The sequence below is a fragment of the Solibacillus sp. NPDC093137 genome (assembly GCF_050280445.1).
Classification (GTDB): Bacteria; Bacillota; Bacilli; order Bacillales_A; family Planococcaceae; genus Solibacillus; species Solibacillus isronensis_B.
Genome location: NZ_JBNNVH010000001.1, coordinates 290,327 through 314,839, shown reverse-complemented (window position 1 = coordinate 314,839; position 24,513 = coordinate 290,327). Strand labels below are relative to the sequence as shown.

Genomic DNA, 24,513 nt, shown 5'->3' with positions numbered 1-24,513 from the left:
TCCTTTTTATTTCAATTTCAACAACAGCTTTAATGCCTGTTTAATATAGGCGTCTGTCGTCGTTAACTTTTCGTCTTCACTTAATTGGGATCTGATTTTATCTAATTCTTTTTCTGAATAGCCTAAAGCGACAAGTGCCAGCATCGCTTCCTGCAACTCATGCTCATTCGGATTCACTCCAAATAATGGCAGTTCATTTTCGGCGCTCGGTAATTCGACGTGATCAAGCAGCATGTCCAGTTTCCCTTTTAAATCGAGAATCATTTGACGAGCTGTTTTCTTCCCGACACCCGGGAAACGGATTAAAAATGCTTCATCTTCCATTTCAATTGCCTGGATGACTGAAGTTGGATTTCCGCTCGCTAAAATAGCAAGCGCACCTTTTGGACCGATACCTGATACTTGAATCAGTTTTTTAAATAATTCACGTTGCTCCAAACTATTGAATCCATATAAATTTTGGGCATCTTCACGTACTTGTAATGACACATAGATTTGCTGTTCACTTGCAGATGTACGGAATGCAAATGGATTTGGTGTATAGAGCATCCAGCCAATGCCTTGTTGCTCTAATACAATATATTCTGGTGTAACCCTAGTAACCTGTCCCTTTAAATAATCATACATCGTTTTATCCCTCACATTTCTCGCTCTATTATAGCATAAGAACTGTGAATTACCGAACGTATGTTGCACCAAAAAAGAAAAGACCGTCTTTAAAGACAGCCTTTAATAGTTTATCATATTCTTCTCCATCTAACATCGATTATAAACTGCCAATCAGTTTTGCAATGAATCAATTTGTCTTGCAAAAGAATCATAATTTTTCATCCAGTCATAAACAATCGATTGAATAAACGGATAGCAGGAAAGCTTTTGTCGATCGCTGAGTTTCAAATAAAATAGACATTCCCTTAATATTTCATTCGGGAAAAACAGATAATGAAGCTTTTCCTGCGCTTTATGCAAATAATGATGGTCATTTACAAGTGGCTGGACCTCATACTGAACATGTGGTAATACGCGATGAAGCCATAAAATAATTTCATCTGACGCCTCTCCTAAAGAAGCTAAATCAAAATCAATAAGTTTCACGTCTTCACCACGTAGCATCACATTATGATGAACAACATCCCCATGTAAAATCGTTTGCTTTTCACTCGGAACTGTAATTTGAGCCATTAAACCTAAGGCATAGGAAGCATGATTGACTAAAATATCATAATTGCTTTTTAATAAACGTCTTAGTTCTCTTTCATGATTGATAAAACGTTCAAATCTCCTCGTCCACTTCTCCTGTAATTGATACGTGGACAAGATGCCCGTTTCCGCCCAAGGAATGACTTCATTTGTTTCATGCAGTTTTTCGATTGCATGGAGGGAAAGCTGCTGATGTTCAAAACGTTTATACTCCGCACTTTTTCCTTCAAACCAAAACTGCTTTAATATATGTGGCTCTTCATTTTCTATAAGTGGAATATGATATGGAAATTGTATATTTTCAAGCTCTCGATGAATCGCTTTAACTTTCTGCGCAACAAAACCATTCTCATAGTACTTCATAAAAAAGGACCCTTTATGTGTATCCCACTTCCAGCAATTTTCTTTAATTACTATTGACATGATTTCGGCGGATGTGGCATTGGTTGCATTTGAGGCATCTGATTTGCTGGATATGGCATCATTTGTGGCATGGTATTTTCATGATATGGCATCATTTGCGGCATGGTATTTTCTTGGTACGGCATCATTTGTGGCATGATATTTTCTTGGTACGGCATCATTTGTGGGTGACAGCAAGGGTTTGGTTGACGCATCATGTGATCAATCTCTTCATAATACTGGTGTACTAGGTGATCCTTATCCTGGCAATGATCTCTCTTCAACGATGATTCTTCATGGAAAATCGGCTGCATCTGCATTTGCATAGGCACCGACATCGGCATTTGTTCCATATACATATTTGGCTGCATTTGCATTGGGGATTCCATTGCCATTTGGTTACATTTCGAACATCCAGGCATTTGTGGCATTGACATTGGTTGCATCTGCATTGGAGATTCCATGGCCATTTGATGACATTTTGAACATACAGGCATTTGTGGCATCGGCATTGGCATTGGCATGTGATGACATGTTGGACACATAGGCATTTGTGGCATTGGCATTGGCATGTGGTGACACGTTGGGCACACAGGCATTTGTGGCATTGGCATTGGCATCGGCATCGGCATTGGCTGGATATATTGCGGTTGTTCGATAAAAATCGGATGCTGTGGTTGCTGCGGAGGTGGTTGAACAACCGGTTGCTGTGGCATTGGCATTGGTTGCGGTACTGTCACCGTATTTTCAAATGTCGGCTGAACATGTACATTTGTTTGCCAACTCGGCATTGGCATCGGCTGTGGTTGCTGGAAATAAATAATATCCCCTTGCCAAATTGGCTTTTGCGGCTGTGGCATCGGCATTGGAGCTGGTGCTGGCGCTGGTGCCGGCTTAACCATTTGCTCTTTTTTCGGTGCTGGGGCTGGTGTTGGCGCTGGTGCCGGTGTTGGTACCGGCTGCTCTTTAACAGACTTTGGCTGTTCCTTCACAGGATGGTGCATTTCTTTTTTCGCTGTCGTGTCCGGTAAATAGATTTCCATTCCCGGAACAATATAGTCAGGGTTTGCTAAATGGGCATTTAATCGCTTTAACTCATCAAAGCCAACCGCGTATTGCTTCGCGATTTTCCACAAAGTGTCTCCCTTTTGAACAATATGAACGCGCACTTCTTTCCTCCTTTTCTCGTAATAGCATATGCACAAATTGTGCTATTGCCACAATGTTCACGCTTAGTTAGTGGTAAATATGATAAGATGAAAAGGAACTGGTATGCTAATTGAGGTGAATATATTGAAAAAATTATTAGGTGAAGAACGGCGTCTGGAACTGCTTGCATTGTTAAAAACTGCTGAACTGCCAATGACAGGTACAGAATTGGCGAAGCATACAAATGTTTCAAGACAAGTCATCGTCAATGATATGAATTTATTGAAAGCACGAAATGAACCGATTGTAGCAACAAGCCAAGGGTATATTTATATGCACAATGTCCAACAAACACGCCTTCAGCGAAAAATTGTCTGTATGCATAATCCAAATGAGGCAAAAGAAGAACTTTTCATACTGGTCGATTGTGGGGTTACGGTCGAAAGCGTTATTGTCGAACATCCGGTATATGGAGAAATTACCGCTTCGATCATGGTATCTAACCGCTTGGAAGTTGAGCATTTTGTGAAACGCGTCCAGGAAACTAATGCATTGTATCTTTCTGCATTAACGGATGGTACACACTTACACGTTATTAGCTCGGCTTCGGAAGAGAGTTTGAATCTGGCTGAAGCGAAATTACGCCAGCGCGGCTTTTTAATTGAAAACTAAGTTAAAACAGCTTATTCAAAAAGACACTTGTCAGATGAATAAGCTGTTTTTCTTATGAATAATCCCGTTGTAATCCATTTCTAAACAATGTTTTCCGGCGATAAACACTTAATGCAATCCCGATAACAAATGAGTTTAATAGGAGCGGTGTAAAACCATAACTTATAAAAGGAAGCGATAATCCGATAATCGGTAACCAGCCAAGTATCATGGCAACGGAATATCCAAACTGCATGCAATAAAAAGATACTGCTCCAATTACAAGCATTTTGCCATAGGAACGGGTTAATCGGTTCACTTTCCAAAGTATACGAATGGCGATTGCAAATAATACCGATACGATAACAATCCCCGCAATATATCCAAATTCCTGAATTAGCAGTACTAAAGCAAAGTCTGTATGCCCTTCCGGAATATAACGAATTTTCTCTGCCCCAAACCACCCTGCTTCATTTAGTGCATTTTTAACTGCCAAATAAACATAGCCTTCCGTTGTTGCATAGCTAGATGGATCTAAAAATGCATAAAACCGTACAAGCTGATAATCGTGCAACCGAGGAATGATCAAGAACATGCTACTCACTATGAACCCGATTACCGCTAAACTTGTCACAAGTTTTGTCTTGGCGGAATAGTCGCTAACAAAAAATAATACCGTCACTACCCCTGCATAAATGAGGGCTGCTATCAGGCTTGGTGCACTTAAAATAAACCATAACGGCAAAACAAATAACACGATTAACTGCCAGCTTTTAAGTTTTCTCTGCGTAAAAAAGCCTGCCCAAGCAATGAGCAGCAATGGTAAAACGGTCCAAGCTTGAATCTGTATCGGTCCTACCATTAAATAGCTTTGCCCTTGTACCATAGTTGTCGGAAAATAATTTAATATCATTAACAAAATAAGGGCACCAAAATATATAGCTAGACTGAAGCGCTCCAGCTTCCGATAATCGATATACATCAGTGCTGCAATCAATATTACGGCAAATAGAAGGTGCAGCCATTTATTTCGAATAAAATAATCGGTCATATCAACTCCAAAAATGATGGTACTGTCAAATGATAAAATCGGGATAAAACTTGCACCTAAAAGAATGGCAACTAAACTAATCAGCAACCAGTCAATTTTCGGCCGGTGGATTTTGTCCATGGATTTTCCGATTTCAGACGCCGACCCCATTTCTTCGATTGCTTTTCGTTCGGCCTCCTCCGGTGTATACCCTTTTTTCATCCATGCATTTTTCGAATGTTCTATATGGTGCTTTAATTCGCCATATACATGAACCTGAGCTTCCTTTGACCGAATAAAGGCGGTTACTTTACTTAAAAACCTTTCACTCTGCATGCATGCGCACCCCCAATAGACGTTCCTTCATTGTCAGTTTCACATGCCCGCCTTGCTGTAATTGTTTTTTACCGGTCTTCGTTAACTCGTATCGCTTAACGCCTTCCTTCCAATTGGCAAGCACATATCCATCGCTTTCCTGTTCGTGAAGAATTGAATAGATCATCCCCTCATTGTTGACAACATCATGTATCCCCCTTACATGGAGTAATTGCGTAATTTCAATACCGGACTTCGCTTCAAAAAGTAGTGATAAAATAACCTTTTTCAACTCCTCAGCGCTTAACTGTCGCTGAACATTTTCTTTATGCTGCTCTGTGAACTTCGTGCTGGAAAATGCAGTGCGATCCATCGCTTTTTTCAAATTTTTTAAACGATCATCCATTCTCTTCACGCTCCAGATGTTTTTTTAATAGTTGCTTCCCTTTTCGAAGCCTCGTTTTTACTGTGCTCTCGTTAATTTGCAGTACATCAGCCATTTCCTTCATCGTCTGATCTTCGTAATAACATAAATAAATAACTTCACGGTATTTAATCGGCAGCGCCATGACCGCCTTTACTAAGTTATCATCTTCCTGTTGCTGGATGACCTCCTGTTCAACGGAAATACTGCTTTCCACTTGTATAAAAACTTCATCATCTTTAGCTTCAACATTTTTGGCATACCAGCTTTTCAGATAATCTTTTGAATGGTTAATTGCAATGCGCCAAAGCCATGTTTTTAACGATGATCCGTATTGGAAAGAAGGAAGTGCCCTGTAGCATTTCACGAAAATTTCCTGTGTCAGATCCTCGGCAATCGAGTTGTTATGTACATATTGCATGACAAGCTTTAATACGTCTTCTCCGTAATGTTGCATTAGTTCATCTATAATCGCTTCATTTGATAAGTTAGCGGTATCATTTATTAAATAACCTTCCACCGGAATACCTCCTTTCATCAATTAGACGAGCTCCGTTATTGGAAAGTTTGATTTCTTGACGGAATTTCTAATATATTTGCAGATTTTCTAATATAAATTTTATCTTCTAATAAAATGGCGATTTTCTAATATATCGCCCGGATGTTCTATCGCAGCAGGATGTACAAATATCCGTATGATTTGTGCTAATATCCCGCAGCAAAGTTCTAATATATTCGATACGCCTATTTTTTTCAGCCCTATACGTATTAAAATACTGTAGTGCGTATCCAAAATTCTCCCGAGTTCTAATAACATCATTTCTTTTTCGAATAAATACCTACATTCTTCTAATAATAGGCAACATTGTTCCATTAAAAACCTGATCGATCCTAACAATCAAAAAATGCACTCCGCATAAAGCGGAGTGCACCTGTACATTTTATAAAAATCGTTTTCGCTGTTCTGGTGACGGTAACATGCATTCCTGCTTTTTCCCGAACCATTTGTAGCGGTTTTTTGCAATCCAGCGATACACAAGATCGCGAACCGGTTTTGGTACAACGATAAATACATAAAACAACTTCCATAAACCTGATAAATTTCGTGTAATATTAAGTGCGGCCGTCGATTCCGTATAATGCCGGTCATTTTCTATAAACACAATGCTGTCCGTTGTTTCCGGCACATCATACTTTTTCAATAAAGCTACTCCAATATCACTTTGAAGCGAGGCAAACTGAAACAATGCTTTCGGGTCACGTTTTATAATAAATTGGACACTTGCATCACAGACATTGCACTCTCCATCAAATAATAAGATTCGTTTCATGCTTTTCACCTCATTCCGGAGTGGCATATGTATAATATGTACCGAGTGATTTTACTTTGCAGCCTAGCGCAATCAATTCTGCCATAGCGCCTTTCATCATCGGTTCCTCTTCATCTGCTAGTATATCAGTTATGAAGAAATAATTCCCGAGTCCTGTTTTCAGTGGTCGTGATTCAATTTTGCTCAAGTTCAGTTTACGCCATGCAAATACCGAAAGTACTTGATGAAGCGCACCAGACACATCTGTAGGTAATGTAAGCATAAATGTTGTTTTCGGCTGTGCCTGCAACGGTACTAAACCATGCTTTATATTTTGCTTCGATAAAACGAAGAAGCGCGTATGATTAAAATGGAAATCATGGATATTATGTTCGAGTATATGTAAATTATATTTCTCAGCGGCAGAAAAGTTCGCGACAGCAGCGATACATCGGTCTTCCGTACGGGAAACAAGTTCAGCTGCGGCAGCTGTTGAAGAATACGATGTCTGTCTTACGTCACCATGATTGTAATATAGATATTTATGACACTGTGCCAAAGCATGCGGATGTGAATAAATCTCCTCGATTACCTCGTTATTTTCTGCGAATTTTTTATTTACTAATAAATGTTGCTGGATTTTCGACATGACTTCTGCTGTAACGAAAAGCTCGGATTCATGATACAAATAGTCAATTGTCAGTGGGACAGAACCTTCCAGCGCATTTTCTACAGGGACAACCGCCAGTTCGACTTTCCCCTCAGATACAGCTTCAATGCATTCCGGGATGGATTTGTACGGGATATGCCAATCATGCGGGAACAATCCCTTTGTCGCCAAATATGTAAATGATGCTTCCGGACCTAGGTAAGCAACTCTTTTTTCCCAATTTTTTTCTGACATTAATAAGCACCTCGATTATAAGTTCTAAATTTTCTGGAAATTCATCCTATAAGAAAAGCTGTCCAATATGCCCTAAAACCTATTGGACAGCAATTTTTATTTAATTATATTCTGATGGAATTGCACAGGGACATCTCACTTTTCCCTACAAGCAACATCGCGCTTTGAAGAATAGTTAAAATGCGCCTGAACTGATTACTTCAGCAGATTCGATAAATTCAAGTTGATTTAAGCTGCGAATAAGTTCATCCAGCTCATAAGACATGCTTGTCACATCTAAAGAAAGCGTCACATTGGCACGTCCTTGAATGGGAATCGTCTGGTGAATCGTCAGTACATTGCAATGGGCATCAGATACAGTTTCGAGTAATTTGGCAAGTGTACCTTTTCGATCTTGCAATTGAATGAAAACCGTTAAAATACGCTCTTGCACAATCGAATGGAAAGGAAAAACTGCATCCCGATATTTATAAAATGCGCTGCGAGATAAATCCACTTCTTTTACCGCATCCCAAATGGATGAAACAGATCCTTTTTGCAATAATTGTTTTGCTTCCAATGTTTTTTGCATCGCATCTGTCAGGACATCTTCACGCACTAAATAATATCGCTGATTTGCTACGTTTTTCATCGTCATCCCCCACTTAATTAGTCGACAAAGTCAAATTCGAATTCCATTAAACGTACAGTATCGCCATTTTGAGCACCGCGTTTACGTAACTCTTCATCGACACCCATCGCACGTAACTGGCGAGCAAAGCGTCGAATACCATCTTCACGGCTGAAGTCTGTCATTTTGAACAGGCGTTCGATTGTGTATCCTGATAGAACATATGCACCATCATCATCACGTGAAATTTCGAAGTCGCCGCCTTGACCTTCATGCTTGTACATTACGACTGCATCCGACTCTTCTTCAAGAACATCATGTAATAAGAACTCCGGTGTCACTTCTAAAAGATCCGCAATTTCAAATAGTAATGGCTTTAACCCTTGACGTGAAACTGCTGAAACAGGAAAGATTTTTACATCCTCTCCTACTTTCTTTTTAAACTCTTCCAAGTTTTCTTCCGCATTCGGCATATCCATTTTGTTCGCAACGATAATTTGAGGACGCTCAAGTAATCGTAAATTATATTGTTCAAGCTCGTTGTTGATTGTTACATAATCATCATAAGGTTCGCGGCCTTCCATACCGGACATATCGATTACGTGTACGATGACACGTGTACGCTCAATGTGACGCAGGAACTGCATCCCTAATCCGACACCTTGGTGTGCGCCTTCGATTAGACCAGGTAAATCTGCCATTGCGAATGAACGGCCATCATCAGTTTCCACCATACCTAAGTTCGGTACTATCGTTGTAAAGTGATATGCGCCGATTTTAGGTTTTGCAGAAGAAACAACAGATAGTAATGTTGATTTACCTACTGAAGGGAAACCAACTAATCCAACATCCGCCAATACTTTTAATTCTAAAATTACTTCCAGTTCCTGACCTGGCTCGCCTTTTTCGGCTAATTCCGGTGCAGGGTTAGAAGGTGTCGCAAAACGGCAGTTACCGCGTCCGCCACGGCCTGCTTTAGCAATAATTGCTTGTTGGCCATGTTCAACTAAATCGGCAATGACTGTTTTTGTTTCAGCATTCATTACAACTGTTCCCGGTGGCACTTTAACGATTAAATCTTCTGCACGACGACCGTGCATCCCTTTACTCATTCCGTGCTCTCCACGTTCAGCTTTGAAGTGACGTTTGTAACGGAAATCCATTAACGTACGTAAACCTTCTTCTACTTCAAAAATAACGTTACCGCCACGTGCTCCGTCTCCACCTGCTGGACCACCATTTGGTACATACTTTTCACGACGGAAGGCGACCATTCCATCCCCGCCGTCTCCACCTTTAACATAAATCTTTACGTGATCGACAAACATTTCTTTCACTCCTCATATGTGAAGAACATATTTCCAACTTGTATTCGTTTGTTCATATGTTTCCACATTAAAAATATTCTGTTCTATTGAAAATGGCGTCTGTTCCCATTTTCCCTTTAAATGAAATGAAATATTCCATTTATCTTCATATGTTTCGATGTTTAACAGTAATTGATGCTCTTCATATGGATCAAGCTTGTCGTAAACATGAATAATTGTGTTTTCCAAGTATTGAACAATCGCTTCATCGTACTTGCTTTGTATTGGTGTACTTACATCACTTGTCATGTTTAGCTGTAAAGCCGGATAACGCCAACATAGGGTATGAAGCCATTCAACTGTTTTTGTTAATTGAAGTCGATTGATGTTCGAAAGTATTTTACAATGTTCAGACTGGTCAAAAATCACCTTTTTTGCCTCGTCCACTCGTCCTAAATCTAAGTTCATCTGGATCAAATGAAGCTGATTCAAATAATCATGATTTGCAAAGCGCAATGCTTCACTTACAGTTAATTTTGAAACGGTCATTTCACACACTCCGTATTCCAATATTATTAGTATAACAAGTATTTCATCTATTTTCCTTCCATACTTCATACTCATACATATTCAATACTTAAGAAAATTTCAATCATCCATTTCCATAAAGGCATCTCTGTACTCAACTATGAATTTGAGTAAAAACTTAAAAAAAGGACTGCAATAAATGCAGTCCTTTCATTGCAAGAATTATGCTTCTTGAGCTGTAGGGTATACAGATACTTTTTTCTTGTCGCGACCATAGCGTTCAAATTTAACAACGCCGTCAACTTTTGCGAATAATGTATCGTCACCACCGCGGCCTACGTTTGTACCTGGGTAAATTTTTGTACCGCGTTGACGGTAAAGAATTGAACCACCAGTTACGAATTGACCATCAGCGCGTTTAGCACCAAGGCGTTTAGACTCAGAGTCACGTCCGTTTTTAGTAGAACCTACACCTTTTTTAGATGCGAAGAATTGAAGATCTAAAGTTAATAATAACATTCTGTTCCACCTCCTAGATCATTTTATATTTCAATTCGATATATTCTGAATAGCTCGCAGTCATTGTATAGAACTGTGTCACCATTGTGTTCAGAATAACTTGTAATTTAGCGTCTGTTTCATCATTCAGTTCAGCTTGTGGAACAGTTACTTTCAAGTAACCACCTTCAGCACCTTGTTCGATTTCAGGAGTAATTCCTGTAATTTGCGGGATTGCGTTTACTGCACCAAAGGCAACAGCAGAAGCACCTGCACAAACTAAATCACGACCATAGATATCCGATAAAGCATGTCCTGAAATTTCAAATCCATACGATTTACGATTTTCATCACTATAAATAGTTACTGTAATCATGTCCGTCACCTACTTATTAAGCGTTGATAGTTTCAACTACTAATTTTGTATATGGTTGACGGTGACCTTGCTTACGACGGTAGTTCTTTTTCGCTTTAAGTTTGAAAACAGTAATTTTCTTTTGCTTACCTTCTTTAACAACTTTCGCTGTTACAGTAGCGCCAGCAACTGTTGGAGCTCCAACTTTAACTGTTTCTCCACCTACGAATAAAACTTTGTCAAAAGTAACGATTTCGTCAGCAGCCACACCTAGTTTTTCAACATAGATTTCTTGACCTGCTTCAACTTTGATTTGTTTACCACCAGTTTCGATAATTGCGTACATTAAAATGCACCTCCTCTTAGACTCAGACTCGCCCGGAATTGCAGGTGACCTATAAAGGTACTTAAACCTGTTCAGCGCGGTTGCAGTAGCACGGGTGCTACAAACAATAACATTAAAATACTACCACACCGAAATTATCAAGTCAACCGCTTCATTACTATTTTTTCAAAAGCAGCACGGTATTTTCGATATTTCCAATCTCCAATTACTTTGCTCCATAAAAAGAGGCTTATAATTGCTAAAGATAAAGTTTGCGGCAATAAATATAATAGTACGATAATTGTTACCGTAAGTAAATAAAAAGAAGCCGTTAAATAAAATTCGAAAATTTTAGAAAACGGCCGCCGTTTCAAAATGCTGAAACATACTATTCTTCCACCATCAAGGGGCCAAATAGGAATAAGATTAATAGCTAAAATAAATAACTGCACCTCTATTAACCTCGCACTCAGCATATCAGGCAGAAATAAACTGATAAAAATCCCCACACATGTTGCAACCGGTCCACCAATAGCGATAATGATCAGCTGCTGATAGGATAACTGCAATTCATCCTTAATCGTCATCTCCCCGCCATACGGAACAATTTTACATTGCGTTATTTTGGCTCCGACTAGCTTTGCAGCGATAAAATGACCTAATTCATGAAATAAGAGCGAAACAATAATAATACTGTATAAAGCAATATCACCATATAAAACAATTGATAAGAGCAGTAACAAAAATAATGGATGAATCGTGACTTTCATCTAAATTGGCTGTTCCTTTAGCCAGCGAATCGTTTCTTCCATATTTAAAACTTCCCCGTTACGTTCAATCTGAATGTAGAGTTCCCCGCTTTTTTTCGTTGCGACGACAGTTCCTTTTGTTACTGTCGTGTATGGTAATACATAGAAGTCGTCCACAAATCCAAATGTAACCGTATCCCCTGTATCATAAACAACCGAGACCGTTTTTCCGTTATATTTTGTATGGCCCGTAAACACAATCAATCCATCATACAATGCATTTAATACGAAAGGTTCATCATACACGAGTAAATATCCGTCATTAAAACGATCAATCGTCTCAAACAGCTGTAATTGACTAATCGATACATCTGCACTAACAGGGAGCTGCTGGTCTTCATTAGACAACATATTCACAACCGCTTTTCGCATCATGACTAAATCATCTGAACTATAGACAATGGAATGAATGACACGTTTTGTAGCGATATCCCCATAATAATTACAGCTATAAATAATAACAAAGACAATACTCGCGATGAGCCACTGCCATTTTTTCAAGCTCACCATCCAATCTTTTTGCACTAGTATATGTCAGGAACGACAATACAATTCAAGAATGCCTGTACATAGAAAAAAAGCTGCAAAGGATAATTGATTTTATCCCATACAGCTTACTTCTTATTTAAATAATGCTTTTATTTTTGCGAAAACGCCTTTTGGCTGATCATCTTCCAAGGACATTAACGGCACAGAATCACCTAATATACGGCGTGCGATATTACGGTATCCCAATGACGCTTTGTTGTTCGGATTCATGACAATTGGTTCACCTTTATTGGATGAACTGATAACATCTTCACTATCGACGATGATTCCCAATAAATCAATCGATAAATGAGTAGTTACCTCTGTGATATCCATCGCATCTCCGGTGTTCATCAAACTTTTACGGATTCGGTTAATAATAAGTTTCGGCGGTTCGATCGGCTCCTGCTCCAGCAAACCGATAATTCTATCCGCATCTCTTACTGCTGAAATTTCAGGTGTCGTCACAACAATGGCACGATCCGCACCAGCGACCGCATTGCGGTAGCCTTGCTCAATACCAGCCGGACAATCAATTAAAATATAGTCAAACTCACGCTTCAACTCATCAATTAAAGCTTTCATCTGTTCAGGATTGATGGCGTTTTTGTCTGTGTTTTGGGCAGCAGGCATCAAGTATAGACGTTCATCTACACGTTTGTCCTTTACTAATGCCTGATGCGTTTTACAGCGGCCTTCAATTACGTCCACTAAATCATAAATGATTCGATTTTCCAAGCCTAATATAACGTCTAAATTACGCAGTCCGATATCCGTATCGACTAGACAAACTTTCTTTCCTTGAAGTGCCAATGCCGTTCCTAGGTTTGCAGTCGTAGTAGTTTTCCCTACTCCACCTTTTCCTGAAGTTATAACGATTGCTTCTCCCACATTAGCGGCCCCTTCCTTATATAAGGTAGCTTTTTGAGCTCCAGTTTCATCAGTATTCTTAGAGAATAATAATTCTTCATCACTCATTTAGCTTCCTCCTTTGAATGTTGATAAATTCGGTCGTACATTTCTTATTTCCTGGATTCTATCATATGCTATTACATTATTTTCTCCAAGATAGGCAAAAATTTGATCGGTATTGTCTAGTATATATTGCGTCTCGTTCGTCATTACTTCCACATAATTCCCAATTAATATATGTGTTGGTTCAAAATGTGACGCGGATACAATTGCTTGTTCATTGCCACCCATGCCTGCATGCACAATGCCTTTTAACTTACCCGCAATATGTACATTACCCCCTGCCTCAATACGTCCGTTTGGATTGACATCACCTAACACAAGTATATCACCCGTTACACGAATCGTTTGTCCGGAACGCACAATGCCTACATATGTTTCAAAGCGACTTGTCTCAAGCAATTTATGGCTTTCTTCTAATGTAATGACATCACTTTGAATTTTTTTCACACATAGTTTTTGCTGTTCTTCCACAATATCAGTAAGCTGGTCTTTTTGCTCTTGTGTACAGTAACGTTTTCCTAAGTGCAATTGTACATCTATTTTACCATCAAGATGGCCGTCTGTAACTTTTTTTCCAAGTTCTTCTACCAATTCGGTAAAAGAACATTGGTCATCCAAACGAAGAACTAACCCATCTTTTGTTCCTTTAATATGGATAAGTTGTTTTTTCATAGCTTTTTCAAGTCACCTCGCGCTACATAATAACGAAAAGAAAACAATCGGATTATAGGTCCGTTTTGTTTCTTTTCGTTTTTTTAAAATGCTATTGTGCCCGTTGAAATACACGAGCGTTAAGACAATATTTAAACGCCCATGCAAGCATTATCAAAAATAATAGATTACCAATTGTTGTCGGAACTAATCGATTCACTAGAAACGGCTGAAGCGCCATCGTTGTAAATTGGAGCATATAGAAAAATTCATATACAACAAATTCGAAAACAATCATTAGCAATAATGCCAAAATCGTAGAAAATACTAAATGTGGATGAACACGTTTTACACACCATGCCGCAATATAGCAGATAGCGGGATATAAAACCGTATAAAGACCAATAATATTAATATAAAACACATCAAAACAAAGTCCAAAAATAAGACCATAAATCATGGCTTTTTTTCGGCTGTAATAAATGGCTAGAAAAATTAAATATAAAATTAAAAAACGCGGAATCAAATAATAGATTCCTTCGCCCAACTGCAATGGGGAGAATACAGCAAATTCAGATTCAAGCAAAAACAGCAAGACAGCAACGAAGCCAATTAAAAATCGAGCGAGCATTACTCATCCCCCTCATTTTCATCGGCTGGTCCGTTTACTAAATCTTCATTTGTACTGCCACCGTCAGAACCATCTACCGAAATTGTTTTGCGCTTAGCAATAATAACATGTTCAATCATTGAAAAATCTGCTGCTGGTTTGACATAGGCCATTTTCGTTAAACCGAAATCATCAGTTGTTACTTCTGTAATCTCTCCGATCAAGATACCTTTCGGGAAGATTCCACCTAGTCCGGAAGACAATACTTTTCCGCCTTCTTTCAAGTCAACTTTGGAATCGATACGCTTTAATAATAATTCGTTACGCTCAACGTCATAACCTTCTACTAAACCATGAATTTCCCTATTCTTTTCATCATGTACTACTGCAGATACACGATAGTTTTCATTATTCGTATAAAGCAATTCCACTTCTGAAGTATAAGGTGTTGCGATGACAATTTTACCAACTAGCCCTCGCGAAGTCATAACAGCCATGTTTTTTTCAACACCGTCTGCTGTCCCTTTATTTAAAATAATTTTTTCTTCCCACTGATCAGGGTTTCTCGCGATGACCGTCGCCTGAATTGGGTCGAAATCACGCAAACTTTCCTCGATTGATGCGAGTTCACGCAATGAAGAATTTTCGGCCTTTAATGTACTTACTTCCGCCTTCAGGACGGCAAAGTCTTCTAGACGCATCTTTAAGCGCTGGTTCTCTTCATACGTATTTAACAGCGAATCAATATTGCTAAAAATACCTGTTATGTAATTAGCCGGCTTTGCGACAAGCGATTGTGCAAAGCCAACTGTATCTTTAATAATTTTCTCGGGTAATGTTGCGTTATGACGATCACGTAAAGAGAAACCAATCAATGCCACTAGAAAAATCACGCTTACTAATAGGACAATTAATTTTTTATTAGAAAAATGTGGCACTGCCAGTCCTCCTTACTTCAATTGTTGCGCTCGAATTAAAGCGATGTTGTCTAATGCTTTACCCGTTCCGATCGCAACACAATCCAACGGATCTTCAGCAATAAATACAGGCATTTTAGTTTCATCACTGATTACTTTATCTAAATTGCGTAATAATGCACCACCGCCTGTTAAAACAATGCCGCGCTCCATTACGTCTGCAGATAATTCAGGTGGTGTTTGTTCCAATGTTTTCTTAACGCCATCTAAAATAACTACAATAGCTTCATGTAAAGATTTTGAAATTTCGTCTGATGTAATTTCAATAGTTTTTGGTAAGCCTGTTAACAGGTCACGTCCACGAATTTCCATCGTTTCAGCAGGTCCTTCAGCACGTGCCGTACCAATTTCTACTTTAATGCTTTCCGCTGTACGCTCACCAATTGTTAAGTTATATGTTTTACGGATGTAAGCAATGATGGATTGATCCATTGCATCACCACCAACACGTACTGATTCACTTGTTACAATACCACCAAGAGAAATTACAGCTACTTCTGTTGTACCTCCACCGATATCTACTACCATCGAACCTGTTGGCTCCCATACCGGCAAGTTAGCACCGATTGCTGCTGCAAACGGTTCTTCAATTGTAAATGCTTCTTTTGCGCCTGCTTGACGGCTTGCATCAATAACCGCACGTTGCTCAACTGAAGTAATACCATATGGCACACAAATCATGACATTCGGTTTCTTCCAGTTAGAACCCGATGCTTTCATTGCTTCTTTTAAATAATATTGAATCATTGCTGTTGTAATTTCAAAATCAGCAATAACGCCATCTTTCATCGGGCGGATAGCCACGATTGAACCCGGTGTACGACCGATCATATTTTTTGCGTCGTTTCCGACTGCTACAATATCGCCTGTTTTTGTATTTTTCGCTACTACTGAAGGTTCACGCAATACAATTCCTTTACCTTTTACAAATACTAATGTATTAGCTGTGCCAAGATCGATCCCGACATCTTTATTCCCTAATCCAAACAAATTAAGTACTCCCTTTCTTATTAAAACAATTTCTAATTTATGATGCTAGCAAAATCATACGCTCTATTATAACGAATTACATCAAAAAATTATAGTGTTACAAGCACCGAATCGCGACTTTTGTCGAATGTTTTTTTCTACAACACTACTTTACTATTGTATTTCTATTTCTGTTACGAAACAAATAAAATTAATATGTAAGATTTAACAAAATCGCCACATGCTTATGACGAATATAACAAATAAAAGTTGCAATTGCGAAAATTGTCGACGAATTTTTAAATCCGTAATAATTGTTATCGCAATGTAATAATTCCTAATTATAAAATAACTACAAAATAAAAAGACAAACGCTTTAATACGTTTGTCCAATTATCTAGAATTCCCTAGAAATATCCCTTTTCCTTCATGCTTATAAACTGATGATCACCAATGATGACGTGATCGAGCAAATCGACTCCGACTATTTTGCCCGCTTCATAAAGTCTTGTTGTGACATCGATATCTTCAGGACTGGGTGTCGGAATGCCGCTTGGATGGTTGTGGGAACAAATGATAGAAGCAGCGGAACGTTTTACAGCTTCGCGGAAAATTTCCCGGGGATGGACGATGCTGGCATTCAAGCTCCCAACAAATATGGTTTGTTTATGGAGCACCTGATTTTTTACGTTGAGAAAAAGACAGACAAAATGCTCCTGCTGTAATGACGTCATATCCTGCATTAAAAAGGTCGCTGCATCTTCCGGCGAGCGGATCGTAAAGCGTTCTTCCAAATCTTTCGATGCGAGTCTTCTTCCAAGTTCGATCGCAGCAAGCAGCAAAACTGCTTTTGCTTCCCCTATTCCTTTAATCTCGGTCATTTCTTCAAGTGTTGCATGCTTTAAATTATGCAATTTTTCGAAGTTGATCAATACCCGATTGGCTACTGTCAATACAGACTCACTTTTTGTTCCGGTACCGAGCAATATGGCAATCAGCTCCTGATTCGAAAGACTTCTTGCGCCTTGGCGGATGAGGCGTTCCCGCGGGCGGTCTGCTTCATGAACGTCATGGATTTTCATATTCAATAACGGTTGTTGGACCGTCATTTACATCACTCCTAAAATGGTAGTTTTAGTAGTTGTAATGTAAGCATTTTTTGAACTAATGTAGCAATTGGTAAACCGACGACATTATTATAGTCCCCTTCAATACGGTCAACGAGCATGGCGCCACTCGTCTGTATTCCGTATCCGCCTGCTTTATCAAAAGGATCTCCTGTCTGAACATAGGCCTTGATCATTTGCGGAGAAACATCTTTAAATAGCACCGATGTTATTTCAACAAATGTATGCTCTGTTCCGTCCGCCAAAATAAGAGCTACAGCTGTCATCACTTCATGTCGATTTCCGGCAAGCTTCGTTAAATGCTCTACGGCTTCTTCCTCCGAAACAGGCTTGTGCAGTAGTTGGTCATTAAACACAACAATTGTATCCGCTCCGATAATACAATGATTCGGACATTTCTTAGCCACATCACGCGCTTTCAATAATGCCACTTCTGTCACATATTCATGAACCGTTTCGCCCGTGACGCTTGTTTCGACAACATCGCTTGTCACAATCTCAAACGGGACATTCAGCATTTGGAGCAATTCCTTTCTCCTTGGTGAAGCAGAAGCTAATATAAGTTGTTCATTTGTAGTAAAATTCATTTCCAATCCTCCTACATACTATAGTAACTGAGAAATGGAATTTTGAACAACAGCCAACTCTATATGCAAATATACGAAAAACAAAATTTCATTATATTTTCCACGATTAAAATGTTACTTTCAAGCAATCAAGACTCTCAAAATAATTTATAAACATATGCAGACGAACAACATTAGGATTCGTCGAAAGCTTTGAAACTTCTGTCATAATCCCTGTCCAGTCTTCCGGTACCTGTTTTTTGTCAATTGCTTTAGTATCCTCAGCCGAAAACAATTTCGGATCTTTCAATGTGACCGGCAGCTGGAGTTCTGCAGGATTAGGACAGCTGCTCGCAATCTTAATTTTTTTATAAAAACCGGTAGGCACAATTGTTAATGCCGTTTCAACTTTTTCTGTATCCAGTCGGGACCAGACAAAATACTGATCGCCCACTTTAACAACTGCTGCTTTATTTAACGTAGGATAAGTCCCCAAAAATTGTGCTGCACTATCAAAATTTGAAAAAACACCGTGCTGCAATGCAAAATACTGTTGCTGTACTTGCTGCTCCTCGGGTGTTTGAACAGTCGTCGGGATTGTTTCTGCAGCTTCTTCGGTTGTCGTAGGTAGTTGCAGAATAAAAACAAATAGTATGACGCCAGCAAGCCCTGTAATACTTCCAATGAACATTGCTTGAAAAATGGCATTATTCCTTAAAGCTTTCATTGTTGCCACAGCTCCATCTCTTTTTCATACAACAATAGCAAAATAGCGTTAAAAAAAGAGGAGACTGCTGTCGCCTTCCTCTAAAAAGTTTTCGATATTATTCTTCTTTATTTGCAACCCGATTTTCTTTTACAGCAATTCATCCTTTTCAAATTGACGCAGATCGCAATCTGCACGCTTTATCCCGGGTTTGGTGCCTGGTTGGCATCAGTGCATATTTCGTCGAATTTCACTTAGTAAATAGAGTGAACCGGTAACAATTCGTACTGTTTCATCTATTACCGGTCGCTGTAAAAATTCGTTTACATCTTCTATTATTTGTTTTTCCTCCGCTCGACTAAGTTCGTAAAGGGTCATTGCCTGCATTGCCCGTTCATTATGAATATTGGCGAAATAAAAAGCGTCACCGACTTCTTCCAGTAACTTTAGAATTGTTTTGACATCCTTGTCCGCCAGTAAACCGATGACAAATTCGATTCGCTTGTTCGGAAAGTGCTCTTTTACCGTATCCACCAATGACTGAATACTTGCAGGATTATGTGCCCCGTCAAAATAAAGTTTCGGCCGGATTTGTTCAAAGCGCCCGGCAAGTATTGCATTGTTCACACCCGTACGGATTTTTTGAACATCTAGCGGCAAGTCAAATTTCTTTAAAACTTCCAGAAATGCAGTAATGGCCAATGCCATATTATGCCCTTGATGTTTCCCTAGTAACTGACGCTGTAATTTGGATATATTTAGTTGCAGTAATGGATACTCATATACTTCGGTTCCTTCATTTTTTGAAACGAAAAAGTCGGTACCAAACTTGAATAATGGTACATTTTTCTGAACGGCTTCCTTTGCGAAAACTTCGGTAACCTCTTCTGTCATTTTCCCAATTACCGCCGGACGATTTTCTTTCAATATGCCGGCTTTATGATACGCTATACTTGTTAATGTATTGCCTAAAAAATTCGTATGTTCCAAAGCGATACTCGGGACAACCGAAACGATCGGTGTCACTACATTTGTACTGTCTTCTCTGCCACCCATGCCTGCTTCGATTAATACTAAGTCCGGCTTTTGCTCAGCAAAGTATAAAAGTGCCACCGCCGTCAATAATTCAAAGTCTGTCAGTTTTCCGCTAAGTCCGGCTTTTGCCAACTGCTGAAACTTCCGGTCCATCTGCTCATTAGTGATTGACCGGCCATCAATCTGTATTTGATCATGGACATCTACAATACAAGGTGACATAAACTTCCCGACTGATAAACCGTATTCGCGAGCCATCCCTTCAACAAATGCCAATGTTGAGCCTTTTCCGTTCGTTCCCGCTAAATGGACTACATTCAGCTGTTTCTCAGGCTGTCCAAGCAGATTAAGTGCGGATTCAATCGCTTCTAAACCCGGCTTGATCGCTCGTTCACTTTCTACCTGCCAACGCTCTTTGTATAACTCCAGTAATGGAATCATGAAATCCACCCTCTTTCTGTAAACAGACTGCGTACTTCAGCGATAAAATATAAGGAGCCGGTAATAACGAGCAGCTCATCTTCAGCCAAATGATTCATTTCTTTTTCAATTAGCTCCTGCCAATTTGAATGCATAAACTTTTTTGAATGTGTGCTTTGTTCATAAAGTTGCTTCGCTGTCGCCGCGCGCGGCAAATCAATTTGTGTGAAGTGCATTTCAGATGCGACCTCATCCATTAATTTTATACTGATACCATGGTCCTTATCCTGTAAAGCAGCATAGACAAACTTCACTTTATGCTGTGGTGCAGTTTCCTGTAATGTATTAATGAGGGCAGTCGTCCCTTCCGAATTATGGGCACCGTCCAAAATAATATTGTCGTGCACTTTTTCAAAACGCCCTTCCCACTTTGCATGTTGCAAGGCCAATTTTACTTTTTGCGCATTAAAGGATTCAAGATATAAATATGCTGCCGTAATGGCAAGCGCGGCATTGGCCATTTGATGTTCCCCTGCCATCGCAAGTGCAATTTTGTCGATCATAATATTTCCTCGGTAGTCAAAATAAGCACCTTTTTGATTTTCCACATAAAAATGTTCACCCAACGTAAAGATCGGAGCATGGAGCTGTGCTGCCGTTTGCTGAATTACCGCCAGCGCTTCCACATTTTTCACTCCGACAACAACCGGCTTTCCTTGCTTAATAATTCCTGCTTTTTCTGCGGCAATTTCGGCATATGTCTCACCGAGCATATCCGTATGCTCAAGCGAAATTGTTGTAATCACACATACTTCCGGTGTCACAACATTCGTTGAATCCAAACGCCCACCAATACCGGTTTCAAGCAATGCGATATCCAATGACTGCTCCGAGAAGTATTTTAGGGCAAGCAATGTCATAAACTCAAAAAAGCTTGGGAATTCCCCGCCCAATTTATTTTCAATAACTTCCGCAATTTCATTTGCAATACGCAGAAAGTCTTCATCGGAAATTTGCTGTTTATTGATTGTCACCCGTTCATTGGCACGCTCAAGATGCGGAGATATGAAGGCGCCGACCGTTAAGCCGTGCTTGATTAAAATCTCACGCGTTGCATTCAATGTTGAACCTTTTCCATTGGAACCTGCAAAATGTATGAATTTCGTTTTTTGTTCCGGATTGCCAAGTGCATCCAGGATAATCTTCGCCGACTGTAATGGTTCGCCTTTATATTGGCTTGCTTTTAACTTAAAAATAAAATCTGTGCATTGCTTCATCGTTTGAAACATTATGTCCTCTCCCTAATACGGCTAATATGTAATATATTTTATTATAGCTGAATTAAAAGAAAGAGGTACCGTTATACGGTACCTCTCTTTGGCATTACATATTTTTCAGTTCTGCAATGCGTTTTTCAACTGTTGCGTATTTTGCTTCATAGTCCGCCAGTTTTTCACGCTCTGTTGCTACTAATGCTTCCGGTGCTTTTGAAACGAAACGTTCATTCGATAGCTTTCCAGAAACTAATTTTACTTCTTTCGCCCATTTGTCGAGCTCTTTTTCAAGACGTGCGATTTCTTCTTCAATATTGATTAAGCCTGCAAGTGGCATGAAGATTTCTGCGCCTGAAACTACTGCTGACATTGCCTGTGCTGGTGCTTCAAGATTCGCCCCGATTGTTAAGCCATCCGGGTTACAGAATTTTTCAATATAGCCTTTGTTCACTTCAAGCACTGCCGATGTTTGTTCATCTTTTGCTGAAATCGTCATCGGTACTTTTTTGCTCATTGGTGTATTCACTTCTGCACGAATATTACGTACAGAACGAATAATATCCATTAATAGCTGCATATCGCCTGCTTCTGCTGTAAAGTTGAATGCCGGATTAACAGTCGGCCATGCAGCAACTGTAATTGACTCCCCTTCATGCGGCAAGTGCTGCCAAATTTCTTCTGTTACGAAAGGCATGAATGGGTGCAGTAAACGCATCGTGTTGTCTAAAACGTAAGCAAGTACTGAACGTGTCGTTAATTTAGCCGCTTCGTCTTCACCATATAATGGCAATTTCGCCATTTCGATATACCATGAACAGAAATCATCCCAAATGAAATTGTAAAGTTCACGGCCAACTTCACCGAACTCATATTTATCAGATAATGTTGTTACACGGTCAATCGTTTCATTCAAGCGTGATAGAATCCATTTATCCGCTGTTGAAAGGTTACCTGTTAAATCAATTTGCTCATATGTTAGGCCTTCCATGTTCATCAAAGCAAAACGAGAAGCGTTCCAGATTTTGTTTACGAAGTTCCAAGTAGATTCTACTTTTTCTGTAGAGTAACGTAAATCCTGACCTGGAGATGAACCTGTTGCAAGGAAGTAACGCAATGAATCCGCACCATATTGGTCGATTACATCCATCGGGTCAACCCCGTTACCAAGTGATTTGGACATTTTGCGTCCTTCAGCATCACGAACTAAACCATGGATTAAAACGTCTGTAAATGGACGCTCGCCTGTAAATTCTTTCCCTTGGAAAATCATGCGGCTTACCCAGAAGAAGATGATGTCATAGCCCGTTACTAACGTATTTGTCGGGTAGTAGCGCTTGAACATTTCGGATTCTTCATTTGGCCAATCCATTGTAGAAAACGGCCATAAAGCAGATGAGAACCATGTATCTAGAACATCTTCGTCCTGTGTCCAATTCTCAGCATCTTCAGGTGCTTCTTTTCCTACATAAAGCTCGCCTGTTTCTTTGTTGTACCAAGCTGGAATTTGATGACCCCACCATAATTGACGCGAAATACACCAGTCATGAATATTTTCCATCCAGCGGTTATATGTGTTTTCAAAACGATTTGGTACGAAGTTTACTTTTTCATTTTCATCTGCTTGCATTTTTAATGCTTCTTCAGCAAGTGGAGCCATTTTTACGAACCATTGCTTAGAAAGATACGGTTCTACAACAGCATTCGTACGCTCTGAATGGCCTACTTGGTGTACATGTTGTTCGATTTCGATTAATACGCCTGCCTCTTGTAAATCTGCAACGATTTGCTTACGGCATTCGAAACGATCCATACCCGCATATTTACCAGCTAAGTCATTCATTGTACCATCTTCGTTCATAACTAAAATACGTTCTAGATTATGACGGTTCCCAACTTCAAAGTCGTTCGGGTCATGTGCTGGTGTCATTTTTACAACACCTGTACCGAATTCCATATCTACGTAGTCATCTGCAACGATTGGAATTTCACGACCTACGATAGGTAAAATGACAGTTTTCCCTACTAAGTGTGCATAGCGCTCATCTTCAGGGTGTACAGCTACACCAGAGTCACCCAGCATTGTCTCTGGACGAGTTGTTGCAACGCGTAATTTACCTGAACCATCAGCAAGCGGGTATTCCATATGGTAGAATGCGCCTTCTACTTCTTTGTGGATTACTTCGATGTCTGAAAGGGCCGTTTTGGCAGCCGGATCCCAGTTAATAATACGCTCACCACGGTAAATATAGCCTTTTTCGTATAATTTAACGAATACTTCTTTTACAGCATCCGATAAGCCTTCATCAAGTGTAAATCGCTCTTTTGAATAGTCTAATCCTAAACCTAATTTCGACCATTGTGCACGAATATGGGATGCATATTCTTCTTTCCATTCCCATGTTTTTTCAAGGAACTTTTCACGGCCAAGATCATAGCGGGAAATACCTTCACCGCGCAATTTCTCTTCTACTTTCGCCTGTGTCGCAATACCTGCATGGTCCATACCTGGCAACCATAGTGCATCAAATCCTTGCATGCGTTTCATACGAATTAAAATATCTTGCAATGTTGTATCCCAAGCGTGGCCAAGGTGCAGCTTACCTGTTACGTTTGGCGGTGGGATAACGATAGAGTATGGTTCCTTATCGCTTGTTGGATCTGCTTCGAAAAATTTGCCTTTTAACCACCATTCATAGCGGCCGGCTTCAGTTTGCTGCGGATCGTATTTTGTTGGCATTGTAATTTCCGTCATGATGAATCTCTCCTTTGTCACCTTATTATTGGACATAAAAAAACTCCCTTCGTCTAAAAAAAGGACGAGGGAGTTAATTCGCGGTACCACCTTTATTTCCGATCGG

Annotated in this window: 28 protein-coding genes and 2 other annotated features (1 of these 30 running past the window's edge); of the genes, 1 reads left to right on the top strand and 27 read right to left on the bottom strand. The window is 39.6% G+C overall.

What is annotated here, in order from left to right:
* Positions 1-6 precede the first annotated feature (6 nt).
* The 3 genes from ruvA to ACQKN3_RS01495 all read right to left on the bottom strand — a co-directional run bounded on the left by ruvA (position 7) and on the right by ACQKN3_RS01495 (position 2,771).
* Positions 7-627 (bottom strand): Holliday junction branch migration protein RuvA, encoded by a 621-nt coding sequence (gene ruvA / locus ACQKN3_RS01505; RefSeq protein WP_427708893.1) that lies wholly within the window; start codon positions 625-627, stop codon positions 7-9.
* 153 nt (positions 628-780) lie between these two features.
* Positions 781-1,563, bottom strand: a complete 783-nt coding sequence (locus tag ACQKN3_RS01500) for a phosphotransferase (RefSeq protein ID WP_251686683.1) — start codon at positions 1,561-1,563, stop codon at positions 781-783.
* A 50-nt stretch (positions 1,564-1,613) separates the two neighbouring features.
* Positions 1,614-2,771, bottom strand: a complete 1,158-nt coding sequence (locus ACQKN3_RS01495) for a LysM peptidoglycan-binding domain-containing protein (protein ID WP_427708891.1) — start codon at positions 2,769-2,771, stop codon at positions 1,614-1,616.
* A 103-nt stretch (positions 2,772-2,874) separates the two neighbouring features.
* Between ACQKN3_RS01495 and ACQKN3_RS01490 the strand changes: the two genes are divergently transcribed.
* Complete coding sequence (locus ACQKN3_RS01490; protein ID WP_427708889.1) at positions 2,875-3,423, top strand: transcription repressor NadR; 549 nt, start codon at positions 2,875-2,877, stop codon at positions 3,421-3,423.
* A gap of 52 nt (positions 3,424-3,475) precedes the next feature.
* On the opposite strand, the gene ACQKN3_RS01485 is transcribed toward ACQKN3_RS01490, so the two are convergent.
* The 24 genes from ACQKN3_RS01485 to ACQKN3_RS01370 form a co-directional block, all read right to left on the bottom strand.
* Positions 3,476-4,768, bottom strand: coding sequence for an FtsW/RodA/SpoVE family cell cycle protein (locus tag ACQKN3_RS01485; RefSeq protein WP_427708887.1), 1,293 nt, complete (start codon positions 4,766-4,768; stop codon positions 3,476-3,478).
* Complete coding sequence (locus ACQKN3_RS01480; protein WP_427708885.1) at positions 4,758-5,153, bottom strand: helix-turn-helix transcriptional regulator; 396 nt, start codon at positions 5,151-5,153, stop codon at positions 4,758-4,760. Before ACQKN3_RS01480 ends, ACQKN3_RS01485 begins: the two co-directional genes overlap by 11 nt.
* Complete coding sequence (locus ACQKN3_RS01475) at positions 5,146-5,691, bottom strand: sigma-70 family RNA polymerase sigma factor (protein ID WP_427708883.1); 546 nt, start codon at positions 5,689-5,691, stop codon at positions 5,146-5,148. Before ACQKN3_RS01475 ends, ACQKN3_RS01480 begins: the two co-directional genes overlap by 8 nt.
* A 421-nt stretch (positions 5,692-6,112) precedes the next feature.
* Complete coding sequence (locus tag ACQKN3_RS01470; protein WP_251686672.1) at positions 6,113-6,502, bottom strand: thiol-disulfide oxidoreductase DCC family protein; 390 nt, start codon at positions 6,500-6,502, stop codon at positions 6,113-6,115.
* A 10-nt stretch (positions 6,503-6,512) separates the two neighbouring features.
* The gene (pheA, locus tag ACQKN3_RS01465; RefSeq protein ID WP_427708880.1) at positions 6,513-7,385 is read right to left on the bottom strand and encodes a prephenate dehydratase; all 873 of its coding nucleotides are present in this window, start codon (positions 7,383-7,385) and stop codon (positions 6,513-6,515) included.
* Positions 7,386-7,560: 175 nt separating this feature from the next.
* Positions 7,561-8,016 (bottom strand): ACT domain-containing protein, encoded by a 456-nt coding sequence (locus ACQKN3_RS01460; RefSeq protein WP_008405215.1) that lies wholly within the window; start codon positions 8,014-8,016, stop codon positions 7,561-7,563.
* A 17-nt stretch (positions 8,017-8,033) separates the two neighbouring features.
* The gene (obgE, locus tag ACQKN3_RS01455) at positions 8,034-9,323 is read right to left on the bottom strand and encodes a GTPase ObgE (protein WP_427708878.1); all 1,290 of its coding nucleotides are present in this window, start codon (positions 9,321-9,323) and stop codon (positions 8,034-8,036) included.
* Positions 9,324-9,335: 12 nt separating this feature from the next.
* Positions 9,336-9,851 carry a Spo0B domain-containing protein gene (locus ACQKN3_RS01450; RefSeq protein WP_251686665.1) on the bottom strand — a complete coding sequence of 172 codons (516 nt, stop codon included), beginning with the start codon at positions 9,849-9,851 and terminating at the stop codon, positions 9,336-9,338.
* A 201-nt stretch (positions 9,852-10,052) separates the two neighbouring features.
* Positions 10,053-10,349, bottom strand: coding sequence for a 50S ribosomal protein L27 (gene rpmA, locus ACQKN3_RS01445; protein WP_008405208.1), 297 nt, complete (start codon positions 10,347-10,349; stop codon positions 10,053-10,055).
* Positions 10,350-10,362: 13 nt separating this feature from the next.
* Positions 10,363-10,704, bottom strand: a complete 342-nt coding sequence (locus ACQKN3_RS01440; RefSeq protein ID WP_008405207.1) for a ribosomal-processing cysteine protease Prp — start codon at positions 10,702-10,704, stop codon at positions 10,363-10,365.
* 16 nt (positions 10,705-10,720) lie between these two features.
* Complete coding sequence (gene rplU / locus ACQKN3_RS01435; protein ID WP_251686663.1) at positions 10,721-11,029, bottom strand: 50S ribosomal protein L21; 309 nt, start codon at positions 11,027-11,029, stop codon at positions 10,721-10,723.
* 14 nt (positions 11,030-11,043) lie between these two features.
* Positions 11,044-11,121 (bottom strand) — a sequence feature (ribosomal protein L21 leader region).
* Positions 11,122-11,166: 45 nt separating this feature from the next.
* Complete coding sequence (locus ACQKN3_RS01430) at positions 11,167-11,778, bottom strand: site-2 protease family protein (protein ID WP_251686661.1); 612 nt, start codon at positions 11,776-11,778, stop codon at positions 11,167-11,169.
* Positions 11,779-12,327, bottom strand: a complete 549-nt coding sequence (locus ACQKN3_RS01425; protein ID WP_251689990.1) for a M23 family metallopeptidase — start codon at positions 12,325-12,327, stop codon at positions 11,779-11,781.
* 111 nt (positions 12,328-12,438) lie between these two features.
* Entirely contained in the window at positions 12,439-13,236 is a 798-nt protein-coding gene (gene minD / locus ACQKN3_RS01420) for a septum site-determining protein MinD (protein ID WP_251689989.1), read from the bottom strand.
* 87 nt (positions 13,237-13,323) lie between these two features.
* A complete protein-coding gene (locus ACQKN3_RS01415) occupies positions 13,324-13,992 on the bottom strand; it encodes a septum site-determining protein MinC (RefSeq protein WP_251686659.1) in 669 nt (222 codons plus the stop codon).
* A 91-nt stretch (positions 13,993-14,083) separates the two neighbouring features.
* A complete protein-coding gene (gene mreD, locus ACQKN3_RS01410; RefSeq protein ID WP_251686658.1) occupies positions 14,084-14,602 on the bottom strand; it encodes a rod shape-determining protein MreD in 519 nt (172 codons plus the stop codon).
* Complete coding sequence (mreC, locus tag ACQKN3_RS01405) at positions 14,602-15,519, bottom strand: rod shape-determining protein MreC (protein WP_251686656.1); 918 nt, start codon at positions 15,517-15,519, stop codon at positions 14,602-14,604. The genes mreD and mreC overlap by 1 nt, the downstream gene beginning before the upstream one ends.
* Positions 15,520-15,531: 12 nt before the next feature.
* Positions 15,532-16,548, bottom strand: a complete 1,017-nt coding sequence (locus tag ACQKN3_RS01400; protein WP_079528052.1) for a rod shape-determining protein — start codon at positions 16,546-16,548, stop codon at positions 15,532-15,534.
* 386 nt (positions 16,549-16,934) lie between these two features.
* The gene (gene radC / locus ACQKN3_RS01395; RefSeq protein WP_285848679.1) at positions 16,935-17,636 is read right to left on the bottom strand and encodes a RadC family protein; all 702 of its coding nucleotides are present in this window, start codon (positions 17,634-17,636) and stop codon (positions 16,935-16,937) included.
* An 11-nt stretch (positions 17,637-17,647) separates the two neighbouring features.
* Positions 17,648-18,241 (bottom strand): Maf family protein, encoded by a 594-nt coding sequence (locus tag ACQKN3_RS01390; protein WP_427708872.1) that lies wholly within the window; start codon positions 18,239-18,241, stop codon positions 17,648-17,650.
* Positions 18,242-18,347: 106 nt separating this feature from the next.
* A complete protein-coding gene (locus tag ACQKN3_RS01385; RefSeq protein ID WP_251689987.1) occupies positions 18,348-18,947 on the bottom strand; it encodes a translation initiation factor 2 in 600 nt (199 codons plus the stop codon).
* 207 nt (positions 18,948-19,154) lie between these two features.
* Positions 19,155-20,402 carry a bifunctional folylpolyglutamate synthase/dihydrofolate synthase gene (locus tag ACQKN3_RS01380; RefSeq protein WP_427708870.1) on the bottom strand — a complete coding sequence of 416 codons (1,248 nt, stop codon included), beginning with the start codon at positions 20,400-20,402 and terminating at the stop codon, positions 19,155-19,157.
* The gene (locus tag ACQKN3_RS01375) at positions 20,399-21,670 is read right to left on the bottom strand and encodes a bifunctional folylpolyglutamate synthase/dihydrofolate synthase (RefSeq protein ID WP_427708868.1); all 1,272 of its coding nucleotides are present in this window, start codon (positions 21,668-21,670) and stop codon (positions 20,399-20,401) included. Before ACQKN3_RS01375 ends, ACQKN3_RS01380 begins: the two co-directional genes overlap by 4 nt.
* A 94-nt stretch (positions 21,671-21,764) precedes the next feature.
* Positions 21,765-24,407, bottom strand: a complete 2,643-nt coding sequence (locus ACQKN3_RS01370) for a valine--tRNA ligase (protein ID WP_427708866.1) — start codon at positions 24,405-24,407, stop codon at positions 21,765-21,767.
* Positions 24,408-24,464: 57 nt separating this feature from the next.
* Positions 24,465-24,513, bottom strand: a binding site (T-box leader) (it continues 257 nt past the right edge of the window).